The 13823-nt window shown below is 30.4% G+C and carries 14 protein-coding genes; 5 read left to right on the top strand and 9 right to left on the bottom strand.

Annotation, left to right across the window (positions count from 1 at the left end; all coding sequences use genetic code 11):
• Together Q1A15_RS04720 and Q1A15_RS04715 are read left to right on the top strand one after the other, a co-directional pair.
• Entirely contained in the window at positions 1 to 1122 is a 1122-nt protein-coding gene (locus Q1A15_RS04720) for a glycerate kinase (protein ID WP_299619540.1), read from the top strand.
• Between the two features lie 63 nt (positions 1123 to 1185).
• Positions 1186 to 1893 carry a DUF6503 family protein gene (locus tag Q1A15_RS04715; RefSeq protein WP_299619538.1) on the top strand — a complete coding sequence of 236 codons (708 nt, stop codon included), beginning with the start codon at positions 1186 to 1188 and terminating at the stop codon, positions 1891 to 1893.
• A 110-nt stretch (positions 1894 to 2003) separates the two neighbouring features.
• Here Q1A15_RS04715 and Q1A15_RS04710 read toward each other — a convergent pair whose 3' ends face one another.
• Positions 2004 to 2555, bottom strand: coding sequence for an energy transducer TonB (locus tag Q1A15_RS04710; RefSeq protein ID WP_299619534.1), 552 nt, complete (start codon positions 2553 to 2555; stop codon positions 2004 to 2006).
• 371 nt (positions 2556 to 2926) lie between these two features.
• Here Q1A15_RS04710 and Q1A15_RS04705 point away from each other — a divergent pair, with 371 nt between their 5' ends.
• Genes Q1A15_RS04705 through Q1A15_RS04695 form a run of 3 tightly spaced genes read left to right on the top strand, consistent with a single transcriptional unit; the run spans position 2927 to position 5849 of the window.
• Complete coding sequence (locus Q1A15_RS04705) at positions 2927 to 4036, top strand: alpha/beta hydrolase (RefSeq protein WP_299619531.1); 1110 nt, start codon at positions 2927 to 2929, stop codon at positions 4034 to 4036.
• Positions 4037 to 4077: 41 nt separating this feature from the next.
• Positions 4078 to 5130, top strand: coding sequence for a histidine kinase (locus Q1A15_RS04700; RefSeq protein WP_299619528.1), 1053 nt, complete (start codon positions 4078 to 4080; stop codon positions 5128 to 5130).
• Entirely contained in the window at positions 5127 to 5849 is a 723-nt protein-coding gene (locus Q1A15_RS04695; protein ID WP_299619525.1) for a LytTR family transcriptional regulator DNA-binding domain-containing protein, read from the top strand. The genes Q1A15_RS04700 and Q1A15_RS04695 overlap by 4 nt, the downstream gene beginning before the upstream one ends.
• A gap of 58 nt (positions 5850 to 5907) precedes the next feature.
• Here Q1A15_RS04695 and Q1A15_RS04690 read toward each other — a convergent pair whose 3' ends face one another.
• From Q1A15_RS04690 to Q1A15_RS04655, 8 genes are all read right to left on the bottom strand, one after another.
• Entirely contained in the window at positions 5908 to 6693 is a 786-nt protein-coding gene (locus Q1A15_RS04690) for a ThiF family adenylyltransferase (RefSeq protein ID WP_299619522.1), read from the bottom strand.
• Between the two features lie 7 nt (positions 6694 to 6700).
• Positions 6701 to 7384, bottom strand: a complete 684-nt coding sequence (locus Q1A15_RS04685) for a hypothetical protein (RefSeq protein ID WP_299619519.1) — start codon at positions 7382 to 7384, stop codon at positions 6701 to 6703.
• A gap of 93 nt (positions 7385 to 7477) precedes the next feature.
• A complete protein-coding gene (gene glpQ / locus Q1A15_RS04680) occupies positions 7478 to 8455 on the bottom strand; it encodes a glycerophosphodiester phosphodiesterase (protein ID WP_299619516.1) in 978 nt (325 codons plus the stop codon).
• 128 nt (positions 8456 to 8583) lie between these two features.
• Entirely contained in the window at positions 8584 to 8985 is a 402-nt protein-coding gene (locus Q1A15_RS04675) for a DoxX family protein (protein WP_299619513.1), read from the bottom strand.
• Positions 8986 to 9058: 73 nt separating this feature from the next.
• Complete coding sequence (locus Q1A15_RS04670) at positions 9059 to 9730, bottom strand: Crp/Fnr family transcriptional regulator (RefSeq protein WP_299619510.1); 672 nt, start codon at positions 9728 to 9730, stop codon at positions 9059 to 9061.
• 132 nt (positions 9731 to 9862) lie between these two features.
• Positions 9863 to 10798, bottom strand: coding sequence for a glutaminase (locus tag Q1A15_RS04665; protein WP_299619507.1), 936 nt, complete (start codon positions 10796 to 10798; stop codon positions 9863 to 9865).
• Between the two features lie 104 nt (positions 10799 to 10902).
• The gene (locus Q1A15_RS04660; RefSeq protein ID WP_299619504.1) at positions 10903 to 12801 is read right to left on the bottom strand and encodes an amidophosphoribosyltransferase; all 1899 of its coding nucleotides are present in this window, start codon (positions 12799 to 12801) and stop codon (positions 10903 to 10905) included.
• Positions 12802 to 12864: 63 nt separating this feature from the next.
• A complete protein-coding gene (locus Q1A15_RS04655; protein WP_299619501.1) occupies positions 12865 to 13791 on the bottom strand; it encodes a PfkB family carbohydrate kinase in 927 nt (308 codons plus the stop codon).
• Between the last annotated feature and the right edge of the window lie 32 nt (positions 13792 to 13823).

The raw sequence follows: 13823 nt of genomic DNA, 5'->3' as shown, positions 1-13823 counted from the left end.
ATGCGTATTGTTATTGCCCCAGATAAATTTAAAGGTACACTCTCTTCGTTTGAGTTTTGTGATATCTTTAAAAGCACATTACAAAACTTTGTTCATCGAGATAATATCAAACTACTTCCTTTAGCAGACGGAGGTGATGGTACTATTGATATTGCACAATATTACTTAGGTGGAAATTTAATGACCAAACAAGTAAAAAGTGCCTATTTCAATGAAATTGAGGCCAGTTATTTATATTCTGAAACAACAACAACAGCGTTTATAGAAATGGCTGAAGCTTCAGGAATGAAAGCTTTAGTTGGAGATGTTTTAAACGTTAAAAAAGCAAGTACATTCGGAACCGGCGAACTGATTATTGATGCTTTAGAAAAAGGAGCAGAAACAATTATTATCGGATTAGGCGGAAGTGCAACTAACGATTGCGGTATTGGAATGGCAACTGCTTTAGGATATGAATTTTACGATGTAAAGGGAAATCCGGTCCATCCTATTGGAGAAAATCTTAATGAAATTGAAAAGGTTTCTTCCAAAAATGTACATCCTAAATTACAACACACTACATTTAAAATAGCTTGCGATGTTACCAATCCGTTATACGGATCTAATGGTGCTTCTCACGTGTATGCAAAACAAAAAGGAGCTTCAGAAAGTGATATTATGCTATTGGAAAACGGTATGATTCATTTCTCAAAAGTTTTAGATCATCATTTTAATACACAAACTCAAAAAATTGTAGGTGGTGGTGCAGCTGGAGGAATGGGTATTGGGTGTCATATTTTTCTGAAAGGTGAACTTATTTCTGGTATTAATTTAATCAAAGAACTGGCGAATTTTAATGAAGTAATTCAAGATGCTGATTGGATTATCACTGGTGAAGGAAAACTAGACGAACAGACTAAAAATGGAAAAACGATTCAAGGTATTTTACAAGCCAGAAACCTTTTAACCAAAGTCGCTGTATTCTGCGGAGAAATTTCTTTGACTTCAGAAGAATTAAAACATTTCAAAATTGATTATGCAAAAGATATTATCAACATTGCCACAGATGTTAACGATGCTTTCGATCGAACAAAATTCTATCTAAAAGAATTAGCTGAAAAGTTTGTTGAAGATCAATTGTAAATTGTTAATTCACGTATACATTCTTCAAAAAACAGTACATTAGTTCAATAAATCTAATGTACTATGTATCGACTATCGCTTCTTTTAAGTTTATTATTCTCTTTTAATTTATTGGTAAACGCTCAAAATATTTCAGGAAAAGAATTATTAGAAAAGGCTATTAAATACCACGATCCAAACGGAAATTGGGAAGCCTTTAAAGGAACACTAAATGTTACTATGACAACTCCTAATAATCCGAAAAGAGATAGTAAAATAGAAATCAATCTACCGAATCAGTTTTTTTCTGTAGAAGCAAAACGAGGCGAAAACACAACTAAATATACTGTAGAAAAGGAAAATTGTACAATTGCTTTCAATGGTAATGAAAATCCTTCTGAAGCAATTCTAAAAGAACACAAATTGAGTTGTGACAGAGCAAATTTGTTTAAGAACTACTACACATATTTATATGGTCTACCGATGAAGTTAAAAGATAATGGAACTATTATCGATGATAAAGTAGAAAAGAAAACCTTTAAAGGAAAAGAATATTTGGTTTTAAAAGCTACTTATGATGCAAACGTAGGAAAAGATACTTGGTATTTTTATTTTAATCCGAAAACCTATGCTATGGAAGTTTATCAGTTCTTTAAAGCAACTAAAGATAGTGGCGAATATATTTTACTTTCTGAAGAAGAAACTATCAATGGTATAAAAATGCCTAAAGTGAGAGCTTGGTATTACAATAAAAATGATGGTTATTTAGGAACAGATACTTTAACAAAGTAGGTTTTTAGACTTTAATAAAATAAATGAAGAGATTCTAAATGTTTTCTATGCATTTAGAATCTCTTTTTATAGTTCCTCCCACTTATTATGATATATACATCTAATACGAACTATATATTTAATTCAAACTTTATTGCCATTAAATGCTTTACGTTAACTTTTTCTCCATCTAATTCCCCTGGAGTAAATTTTGGTAATGCCTTTAATAATCTAGCAGCTTCTTCTTCTAATAATTTACCTCCAATTGGTCCTAAAGTAACAATGTTTTTCACTTCCCCTTTAGTGTCAATAACAAAGCTACTCCATACAATACCTTCAACATTTTTATCTCTTAAAGATTCAGGATATACTAAGTTATCAGTAACATAGCTATCTAAACTTTCTTTTAAATTTCTTTTATTTTGGTTTGCTAGTAATAAAACTGGTTCTTGAGTTACTTCTCCAAGATATACTTCTTTAGCAATTACTTCTTTAACTGGTTCTTTTTTCTTCTTTTTTAAGTCGTTAATATTCTTTCTCAGATTTGCGTAATAATTCGTTTTTCTTATTCTAAGATATCTTTTCTTTTTTGGTATTGCTACTTCTTTTTCCTCTTTTTCAATAACACATTTATCGATTGCATTCAGTTCTGAAAGAAGATCATCATCTTCAGATGGACTCATACAAGTATCATTTTGACTCACTAATACTATATTCGAAAAAACGAAAAAACTTAAAATTAATATTCTTTTTAAAATCATAATAAAGGTGTTTAATAGTAGTTAAAAATTAAATGTTGATAGGTGTTATTTGCTAACAACACTACAAATAACCTTCAATAACTCTTCTTATTAAAAAAAACATAGGTGAGAGGGAAAAACAGAGGTTAAAAGGGAATAAAACGGGTTGAAATTCTCACTCAACCCCTTGTTTTTAGCGACTTACAGTTTTCACTACTTATAATTACCGTTTGCATTTCTATTTTACCACTTATCATATTTCAAGCTTAAAAAGCGAAAAAGATCTTTAGTTTAGCTAAAAAAATTTACTGATTATGATACGTTTACTTTTACTACTTTTTTTATTCTTTATTTCTAGTTTACTTTCCGTTTTCGGACAATCAGAAAAAAGACCTCAAGATCCTGTTGCACCATTTTCTTATCAAATAGAAGATGTAACTTTTAAAAGTGGAAAAGCAGATTTTAAATTGGCAGGAACATTAACATTACCTAAGGATAAAAAAAATCCACCAGTAGCGATTTTAATTTCTGGATCTGGACCACAAAACAGAAATAGCGAAATAAAGCAATTTAATCATCGTCCTTTTTTAGTATTATCAGATTACTTAACTAATAATGGAATTGCTGTATTACGTTTTGATGATCGTGGAATTGCTGAATCTGAAGGTGAATTTAAAGGAGCTACAAGTCACGATTTTGCTGACGATGTTTTGGGTGCAATTGCATTCTTAAAAACTAAAGGAAATGTTGTTGACACAAAAAAGATCGGATTAATTGGTCATAGCGAAGGTTCTTTAATTGCTGCAATTACCGCTTCACAAAGTAAAGACTTAGCTTTTGTTATTTCTCTTGCTGGACCAGGAGTAGATGGTGCTGAAATTTTATTAACTCAATCGAGAAAAGCAATGGAACTTCAAAATGTACCTGCTGATTTTATCGATAAGAATGAAAAATTAGCCGCGAAAATGTACGATATAACTCAGAAATCTTCAGATTCTTTAACTATTGCTACAGAAATTCATTCGTTTTTAGCTGAACAAAAGAAAGCAGATCCAAGTAGTCCTTTATTAATGCAGTTAACAAAACCTGTGATAGACGGTCAAATTAAAATGCTTACTTCTAAATGGATGTTGAACTTTATTAAAACAAATCCTAAGGCATATCTATCAAAAATTACTTGTCCGTTTTTAGCATTAAACGGCTCAAAAGACATACAAGTACTTTCTCAATTAAACTTAAACGGAATTAAAACTGCTCTTAAAGAAGCTAAAAACAAAGATGCTGAATTTGTAGAATTAGATGGATTTAATCATTTATTTCAGAAAGCAGAAACAGGAAGTGTTCAAGAATATGCTACTATTGAAGAAACTTTCTCGGAAGATGCTTTGGTAGTAATTAAAGATTGGATTTTAAAACGTTTTTAATTCTACTAAGAATAGTATCTTTACTTTAAGAGCTAATATTTATGCAAAAAAGATCGCAACAATTACTGTTCTGGATTTTACAAATTGTGGGTTGGGGAATTCCATCATTATTAAACGGCTATGCTAAGTTTCTAACCAATTCTGAAAGATTAACAAAAAAGTATATACTTACAGAAACCTTATTATTCTTTCTTCTAGGAATTTTTTGGAGTACAATCTTCAGAAACTACATCAAAAGTTTTCTAGAATCATTAGATAAGCTAAAAAAAGAATCAGTAAAAGTTATTGTTGCTTATTTTACAACCTCTTCGGGTTATGCCGGATCATTAATCGTTTTATCGTATGTAACTTATAACTTAATTCATGAAACAGCTTTAGATGCTAAAAATCACATTATGATGGTTTCTACATTTCTAAACATTTTCTTATTCATTCTTTTTTGGGCATTATTTTACATCAGTATTAAAACAATTATAAATTCAAAAAAGCGACGTATTGAATATTTACAGTTAGAAAGTTCTTTAAAAGACTCTCAGCTGAATACATTAAAAGGACAAATTAATCCTCATTTCATGTTTAATAGTTTAAATAATATTCGTGGATTAATGTTAGAAGATGTAGAAAAAGCTAGAGACATGATTACTCGTTTATCTGAGTTGCTTCGATATTCTCTTTCTAAAAGTAGCGATAGCACTATTAAAGTTAAAGATGAATTAGAAATGGTGAATAATTTTATAGAGCTTTCTTATATTCAGTTTGAAGATCGATTAACTTATGTAGAAAATGTAGATCAAAATCTGCTAACTCAAGAAATTCCTCCGATGATTATTCAAATGTTGATTGAAAATGCAATTAAACACGGAATTTCTCAGCAAAAGAAAGGTGGCGTAGTAACACTTACTATTTTCGAAGAAAACAAAAACCTATGTATAAAAGTAGGAAATACAGGTAAAATTGAAAAAGGAAAATCATCAACTAAAATTGGATTGAAAAACATTAGTGATCGTCTTCAAATTTTATACGGAAATAATGCTAGTTTTGATTTAAATGAAACTGAAGACGAAGTAATTGCGCTTATAAAACTTCCGTTATGAAAACTACCTTAAAAGCTATCATTGTTGAAGATTCTCGATTGGCAAGAAAAGAGTTACAACTTTTATTGAAAGAACATAAACATATTGAAGTAATTGGAGAAGCCGAAAATGTAGATGATGCTTTTGAGATGATAAACACTTCTTTTCCTGATCTATTATTTCTAGATATTAATATGCCAGAAAAAGACGGATTTGAATTATTGGAAATGTTAGATGAAATTCCGAAGGTAATTTTCACCACTGCTTATGATGAATATGCAATAAAATCTTTTGAATACAATGCGTTCGATTATTTATTAAAACCAATTAATAAAGATCGATTACAAAAAACAATAGATCGAATTGAAATAGAGGAAAACACAGAAAAAAATCCTCAAAAACAATTCACACCAACCAGTCAGGTTTTCTTAAAAGACGGAGAAGATTGTTGGATGGTTGCCATACAAGATATTACACTTTTCGAGATTGTTGGTAATTACACACGAGTATATTTTAAAGACAAAAAACCTTTGATCTACAAATCGTTAAACAAAATTGAAAGTAGATTACCTACAAACTCTTTTTTTAGAGTTAACAGACAACAAATTGTAAATCTAAATCATATCACAAATGTTACTCCTTGGTTTAATGGAAAATTAAAATTTACAATGGAGAACAATACAGAAGTAGAAGTTTCTAGACGACAATCGGTAAAATTTAAACAAGAACTAGAATTTTAAAACTCATATTAGAATTAAAAAACCCCAGTAAATATTGAGGTTTTTTTGTTTCTTATTCTTATCGTGTTGATAAAAAGTAAGGTTCGGGGTATGTTTTAACAGGTAAATTATTACTTAAACTAAAAGCGATATTGGTAACTAAGGCCGCAGCAATATGCGAACCTACAATTAGTTGTGGTGGTGTAATTTCTTTTGATTTTGCTTTATACGCTTCATAAAAAGCGTAAAACCACGATAAGTCGATATCTTTTCTATTTTCGAAATAATTCAACATATTTTGAATTAAAACTAACTCAAATCTTCCTGTACTTCTAGCTACATCATAAATTTGTTCACTCGTTGGGGTAACCACATAAGCTGCTCCTGCCCAACCAAAATTTAAAGGATGAATTACTGGTATACCAAGTGCTTTACAACATTCATCAAAAACAAAAGGAGTTTGTAACGTATCAAAATCAATTGCATTAATAGCTATATCGCAACCTTTAACGTAGTTTTCAATAGTGTCTGGTTCTAAAAACACATGATGATACGTAACTTTTACTTCAGGATTTATCGCAGTTAAACGTTGAGTAATCGATGCTACTTTAGAAGTATTAATATGTTCTTCTGTATAGTTTTGTCTATTCAAATTAGAAGTTTCTACCTCATCTCCGTCGATAAACACAAAGTTTTCAAATCCTAAACGTAAAAGTGATTCTGCAATTACACTTCCTAAACCTACACCTCCAAATACGATTTTAATATCTTTAATTTTATCTTGTTGTTCTGGTGTGATATACAATACATTTTTATGATACCTCTCGCTATCATGCATTTCTGATATTGCTTTTATAGTTTTCATCTTCTAATTAATTTGATTGAAGTTTATTGTTTATTGATGTTTCGAACCATTTTCGAATTGCAGATGCTTTTAACATTACTGGGTAAGTTGGACTTCCTAAAAATTCTTTTTGCTCTCCAATGATTTCCATGTGAACTCCTAACTGATCAAAGATTTTATGAATTAACACATCTGATTCTGCCAGCATTAAATTGTTTTCATCTACAGCTATATAATTGAGTGAATGAATTAATAATCTTTCTATTAATTCTTTGCTAGACACTGTGTATTCTGTTTTTAAAATCTCTGACGCTATTGCCAAGCGACCTAAATGCCAAATTGTGTTTACAGGGAAATTTTGACTTTTTACAAAATCATCTATATTGATATTAAAATCTTTTTCAATAGAGAACTGTTGCGTAGTTCTTTTACTCACTTTTATCGTGCCTAAAAAACGATCATCTAAAGTTTTATATGCGAAATAAACAGAATCTTTAAATTGCTTTTTATCCGATTCAAACATTGCCTTTCTTACTTCATCATCTGGCTTCCAATTGTATTTTTTATGATAGTGGAACGCATATTTTTCAAAAACAAAATTTGATAGTTTTTCTAAGTTCTTATATCCTACTTTATAAAGATAAATGTTGTTGAATACATCGATAAGAGTATCGTTTTCTCTAAATACTTCTTCTTCAATTATTTTATACATTATGTTCTCCCTTTAGCCGCAAAATTATTGCTTTGCTAAAACAAAAAAATCACCCAAAAAAGGTGATTTTTAGTAACCATATGTTCTAAAATGTTATGGTAATATTTTAATAACTTGATCAGGAAAATCTGTAAAACAGCCATCAACTCCAGCTTCAAATAATATTGTTTTTACATGTTCTTCAAAAGAAGAAAACTCTCCTAATTGATCTGATCGTAATGTATATGTATGTACTTGTAATCCGAGTTCATGTGCATCGTTAACCAATGTTGTAAACAACCATTTTCCTTTTTCTTTTTTATCTACAATCTGCTTATACCACGGTCCGATTCCGTCTGCATAAGTTGCAAAATGATTTAACTGTTTAGTTTCTTCAGGAAATTCTATTAATTGCACTAAGAATAAATCAGAATTTAAATCTTTTCGAACACGCTCTAATTCTTTCGCATCAAAACACTGAAAAACACATTTATCTTTCTTAGAAGTATATCCATATTCTCTAAGAATATCTAAACTAATTTTAGCGATATCTTTTCCATTTTCATGATGGAATCCTGGATCTTTAATTTCTGGATAAATACCAATATTTTGCCCAGTACTTTGATTTAAACCTTGAATTAATTCTATTTCTTCTTGAAATGAATGCAGTCTAAACTTTCCTTTTCCTTTAGGAAAACGTTTTGGATAAAATTGTTTCCCTGTCTTATGATCGAAACGTTCGCAAACTTTGAGTTGTTGAATTTCTTCAAAAGTAAAATCAATTACATAAAATCGCCCATCTTCACGTTTTCTATCAGGAAATACTTCAGCAACATTAGTAACTTCATCTAAATGAATATCGTGAATAACCACAGGAACATCGTCTTTAGTTAATACCAAATCTTGTTCTATATAATCTGGATGCATTGCATAAGCCATAGCTTTTGCTTCCATTGTATGTTCTGGTAAATATCCTGAAGCTCCTCTGTGTGCTACAACAATTTTTTTCTCCATTGGTATTTCAATTGGCTTTTCTTTGGTTTTACAAGAAAATAACGACACTAATAATATCGCTAAGCTAAAGTATTTCACTACTTATATTTTAAAATTTATCATTTATAAATTTATAACAAAAAACCTTTTCTAAAATTAAGAAAAGGTTTTGTTTACAGCATGAAACTACGTTATAATTATTTCCTCTGCATAGTTAATCTCAAAAACTATTTACTTTTTTGCAACTTTTTTATCATCCCCAATATTTCTTCTTTATGAATAAATAGTAATCCGATACACGCTGATAAAATTATTAGAGCTAAACAAAATAATGTTCCACCATCACCTTCTACATTCGTTCCAATCACTAAAAAATGAGAGAAAATAGCTCCAGAAATAATACCTATTGATAAAATTAATCCCGTAATTTTTGTTCTAGGTACTAGTAATAAAATTGAAGTGATTAATTCTGCTACTCCAAGACCTATTCTTCCAAATGGTTCTAAACCTAAACTTGAAAAAATATGTACTGAATCTGGATGCGCTGTAAATTTAAAATACAGTGTTTGAATAAAAATAACAGCTACAACGATTCGTAACAGCCAAGAAATAGTAGTTTTAGAAATCATAATTGTTTTGTTTAAAATTGTACTCAATTTTCACAGTACAATGTTAGATAAATGATAAAATGTAAAATGTAAGCTACTTTACATTTTCGACACATTCCTTGATTTTATGAATATCTGGAATCGATATTTCCTTTTGTGCGTAGTTAAGCAAACCATCATCTTCAAGCTCTTTAAATAAGGAAATTACGGTTTGACGAGAAGCACAAATTAATTGTGCATAATCTTTTTGCGTTAAGAAGTTAGGTAAAATGTAAGAAGTTGATGTTACTTCTTCTTTTTCTATCAGCATATTTAGTAACAATACTAAACGAGATTTGGCATCTTTGAACAATAAGTTTCGATAGTTATTCTGAATGCTCTTGTAGCGAAAACCAATAAACTTGATATACTTTAGTGCAAAGTCTGGTTTTTTAAGCGTTAAATCTTCTAATCGTTCTTTTAAAAATGTACAGATAATTGCTTCTTCGGAAACTACTTTAAAAAAATTACTTACTTCTTCTGAACGTTCTAAATTTAAATCTCCGAATAAGTCACCTTTTTGTAATACATCAATCAATGTTTCTTGACCTTGTTCACATATACTTATCAGTTTTATCGTTCCTTTTTTTAAGAAATATACACGTTCTTTTTCGCTGTATGGTAACTGTATAATTTCATTTTTCTTCGATTTATTAAAACGCTTTAAAATGCATAAACTATCAATCTCTTCATAACTTAAGTTTTTAAAAAGTTTATGTTTATGCAAATACCAGTATTTTAATTTTGAAGACATACGCTGATCTAAAATTTACATTTTCTAATATTTTTTGTAGTCGAACAAAAAGTTAAAAAATTGCAAAAATTTTAAATTTTATTTCTACCTGAAACCGCTACTGTCTTAAAATATAGATTGTTCTGTTTCTGTAGTAAACGCTTCTAAAAATTTCATTCCTCGATATGAATTGCCTTTTTCATTCAATTTCGGACTCCAAACTGTAATACAGTATTTCCCTGGATAAATAGCTACAATTCCACCGCCAACACCACTTTTACCTGGTAAACCTACTCGAAAAGAAAATTCACCAGATTCGTCGTAAAATCCACAAGTTTGCATAATTGCATTCACTCTTTTGGTTTTACTTAAACTTAAAACATTGTTTCCTTTTGAAGTCTTAAAATTAGGATTCGCCAAAAACATAAATACTTTTGATAATTCCTGACAACTCATTTCAATAGCACACATGTTAAAGTAAAAATCTAAAACTTCTTCTGGCTCGTTTTCTATGTTTCCGAAGGATTTAATAAAATTACATAACGCTTTATTTCTATATCCTACGGAAGCCTCTGATTTTGCCACAGTTTCTGAATACTGAATATCGCTAGATTCACAGATTTCTCTTACTGCAGCTAAAAAATCTTCTTTCGGATTTTTATAATGACTCACTAGCATATCACAAATTACCATAGCGCCACTATTCATAAACGGATTTCTTGGAATTCCGCCATCAGATTCTAACTGAACTAAAGAATTGAAAGGAGTTCCTGAAGGTTCTACATCTACACGTTCCCATATTTTATCTCCTAAAACTTGATATGCTATACTAAGTGACAATACTTTAGAAATACTTTGAATTGAGAACTTTGTTTGCCAATTTCCTACACCATATTCTTCGTTATTTGTAGACAAGAAGCAAACTCCAAAATTATTCGAATCTACTTTGGCTAATTCTGGAATATAAGTAGCTATAGCTCCTTTATTTTCTTCTGAAGCTATTGTGTTATATAAACTTTCTAAAACTTGTTTATAATCGATTATTTTCTCTTCTACATTCATTGCGAAATTGGTTTGTAATATATTACCAAAGTACTATTTATTTAGTTTTATAAAACAAAAAAGACCACTCATTAGTGGTCTTTTTAAAAACAATGTAGTTTTTATTAATATGCTCTTTTATCATTTCCTTCGTAGAAATTGATAAATGCTTCGTTAACAACTCTATGTCCACCAGGTGTTGGGTAATTTCCTGTGAAATACCAATCTCCTTTATGTTTCGGACAAGAATTATGTAATCCTTCTACAGTTTGATAAATGATTTCTACTTCTGCGTTTACTTCTTCCGTTTTTAACATTTCAGCTATTTTTCCTGAAATTTGTTCGTGAGTAAATGGAGCGTAAATTTCTTTTACAAAGTTTACGATGTCTTTATCAGCATTCACTTGTTGTGCTTTACACTTCTCGTATACTTCATCAACAATATGATATTGATCTGTTTCTTTTAGTAATTCTAATGCAGCTTTAAATGCAATAAAGTCACCAATTTTAGCCATATCGATACCATAACAATCTGGATAACGAATTTGTGGTGCAGAAGAAACAACAACAATTTTCTTAGGCGATAAACGATCTAAGATTCTAATAATACTTTTCTTTAATGTAGTTCCTCTTACAATACTATCGTCAATAATAACTAGGTTATCTGTAGGTTTTACTACACCATAAGTTACATCGTATACGTGAGCTACTAAATCGTCTCTACTATTATCGTCTGTAATAAAAGTTCTTAGTTTAGCATCTTTAATAGCGATCTTCTCAAAACGAGGTCTTTCCGATAAGATTTCAGTTACCCTTTGCGCAGAGAGCTTTCCTCCACCTGCTAAAATTTCAGCAGTTTTTTGTTGGTTTAATACATCTTCAGCAGCTTCCATCATTCCGTAGAAAGAAGTTTCAGCTGTATTAGGAATATATGTGAAAACAGAATTTGAAATATCGTCGTTAATTGACTTTAATACCTCTGGAAAAACAAACTTTCCTAGATTTTTTCTTTCTTGATAAATATCGGCATCACTTCCTCTAGAAAAATAAATACGCTCAAATGAACACGAAAGTTTATCTCTCTTTTTTATAATACGTTCTACCGAAGTAGCTCCGCTTTTCTTTATAATTAATGCCTTACCACGAGGTAATTCTTTAACTTCTTCAATTGGAACATTAAATGTAGTTTGAATTACTGGTCTTTCTGATGCTACTACTACAACTTCATCATCTTCGTACCAAAATGCAGGACGAATTCCTGATGGATCTCTTAATACAAAAGCATCTCCATGACCTAATAAACCAGCCATAGCATAACCTCCATCCCAATTTCTAGAAGAACGTTTTAAAATTCGTTGAATATCTAAATGCTCTTCAATAAATGGTGACGCTTGTCTTTTATTAAAACCTGCAGCTTTAGCTTTTTTATAAGTATCTGCCACTTCATCTTCTAAGAAATGACCTATTTTTTCCATTACTGTAACTGTATCTGTTGCTTCTTTTGGATGTTGACCTAAAGTCACTAATTCTTTCATTAGCTCTTTAGAGTTTGTCATATTGAAGTTTCCTGCTACAATAAGGTTTTTATGTTTCCAATTACTCTGACGTAAAAATGGATGTACGTTTTCAATACTGTTTCCACCAAAAGTTCCGTAACGAACATGACCTAAGAATAAATTTCCAATGTAAGGCATGTTTTCTTCTTGCCATGCAACATCATCTAGTTTCTCTTCATTCTTTTCAAAAATATCGTTGATTCTTCCATTAATTTGACCAAAAATATCTTGAATCGGTTGTGTTTTATTTGAACGAATTCTGCTAATATATCTTGTACCTGGTTCTACATTATACTTAATACTAGCTAAACCTGCACCATCTTGACCTCTATTATGCTGCTTTTCCATTAACAAGTATAACTTGTTTAAACCATAAAAAGCAGTACCGTATTTGTCTTTATAATATTGAAGCGGTTTTTTTAACCTAACTAAAGCAATACCACATTCGTGCTTTAAAAAATCACTCATTATTCTTCTTTAAGTTGTGTTGTGTGTGTGAAACAAAAATCCGCGCATGAAGGCGCGGATTTTCTATACTAATTCTATATTAAATTGTGTTAGTTGTTTAAAAGCTTCCAAGCGATTTTGAACTTCGTCTTTGGTTAACTCTTCCATGCGTTGTGTTCCAAATTTCTCAACACAGAAAGAAGCCAAATTCGATCCATAAATGATGGCGTTCTTCATGTTTTCAAATGAATAATTACCTGTTTTTGATAAATACCCACAGAATCCTCCTGCAAAAGTATCACCTGCTCCTGTTGGATCGTAAACTTCTGCTAATGGTAAAGCTGGTGCAAAGAACATATTATCATCATTAAATAATAAAGCTCCGTGCTCTCCTTTTTTAATTACCACATATTTTGGTCCCATTTCGTGAATTTTCTTAGCTGCATTCACTAAAGAATATTCTCCACTTAATTGACGAGCTTCTTCGTCGTTAATTGTAATTACATCAACTCTCTTTAACACTTCGTGTAAATCACTTAATGCAATATCCATCCAGAAATTCATTGTATCTAAAACAACTAATTTCGGACGCTCATTCATTTGATCTAATACAGAAGCTTGTGTTAAAGGATGTAAATTTCCTAACATTACCACTTCAGCATTTTTAAAAGTTTCTGGCACTACAGGTGTAAAAGTTTCCAATACATTTAATTCAGTAACTAATGTATCTCTAGAATTCATATCGTTATGATATCTTCCACTCCAAAAGAATGTTTTACCATCTTTTACAATCTCGATACCAGTAGTATCAATTCCTTTACTTTGCATCATATCTAAGTAAGATTGAGGAAAATCTCCTCCTACGACAGATACTACTCCTGTTTCTACTCCGAATTGAGAAGCTGCTAAACCAACAAAAGTTCCTGAACCTCCTAATATTTTGTCAGTTTTACCAAAAGGTGTCTCTATTGCATCAAAGGCAACAGTTCCAACCGCTAATAGTTTACCCATTTATTAATTTTTATCAGTAATTTTGCACAATA

The organism is uncultured Tenacibaculum sp. (assembly GCF_947495995.1).
Classification (GTDB): domain Bacteria; phylum Bacteroidota; class Bacteroidia; order Flavobacteriales; family Flavobacteriaceae; genus Polaribacter.
Note: the sequence above shows the minus strand (reverse complement) of the source record. Positions and strands in the feature narration are given on the sequence as shown.

Bases quoted from the DNA above. Each gene is read 5' to 3' on its own strand.
- Q1A15_RS04700 (WP_299619528.1), top strand. From the start codon at position 4,078: ATGCAAAAAAGATCGCAACAATTACTGTTCTGGATTTTACAAATTGTG.
- Q1A15_RS04675 (WP_299619513.1), bottom strand. From the start codon at position 8,985: ATGATTTCTAAAACTACTATTTCTTGGCTGTTACGAATCGTTGTAGCT.
- Q1A15_RS04710 (WP_299619534.1), bottom strand. From the start codon at position 2,555: ATGAGTCCATCTGAAGATGATGATCTTCTTTCAGAACTGAATGCAATC.
- Q1A15_RS04655 (WP_299619501.1), bottom strand. From the start codon at position 13,791: ATGGGTAAACTATTAGCGGTTGGAACTGTTGCCTTTGATGCAATAGAG.
- Q1A15_RS04720 (WP_299619540.1), top strand. From the start codon at position 1: ATGCGTATTGTTATTGCCCCAGATAAATTTAAAGGTACACTCTCTTCG.
- Q1A15_RS04665 (WP_299619507.1), bottom strand. From the start codon at position 10,798: ATGAATGTAGAAGAGAAAATAATCGATTATAAACAAGTTTTAGAAAGT.
- Q1A15_RS04705 (WP_299619531.1), top strand. From the start codon at position 2,927: ATGATACGTTTACTTTTACTACTTTTTTTATTCTTTATTTCTAGTTTA.
- Q1A15_RS04715 (WP_299619538.1), top strand. From the start codon at position 1,186: ATGTATCGACTATCGCTTCTTTTAAGTTTATTATTCTCTTTTAATTTA.
- Q1A15_RS04690 (WP_299619522.1), bottom strand. From the start codon at position 6,693: ATGAAAACTATAAAAGCAATATCAGAAATGCATGATAGCGAGAGGTAT.
- Q1A15_RS04660 (WP_299619504.1), bottom strand. From the start codon at position 12,801: ATGAGTGATTTTTTAAAGCACGAATGTGGTATTGCTTTAGTTAGGTTA.
- Q1A15_RS04685 (WP_299619519.1), bottom strand. From the start codon at position 7,384: ATGTATAAAATAATTGAAGAAGAAGTATTTAGAGAAAACGATACTCTT.
- Q1A15_RS04695 (WP_299619525.1), top strand. From the start codon at position 5,127: ATGAAAACTACCTTAAAAGCTATCATTGTTGAAGATTCTCGATTGGCA.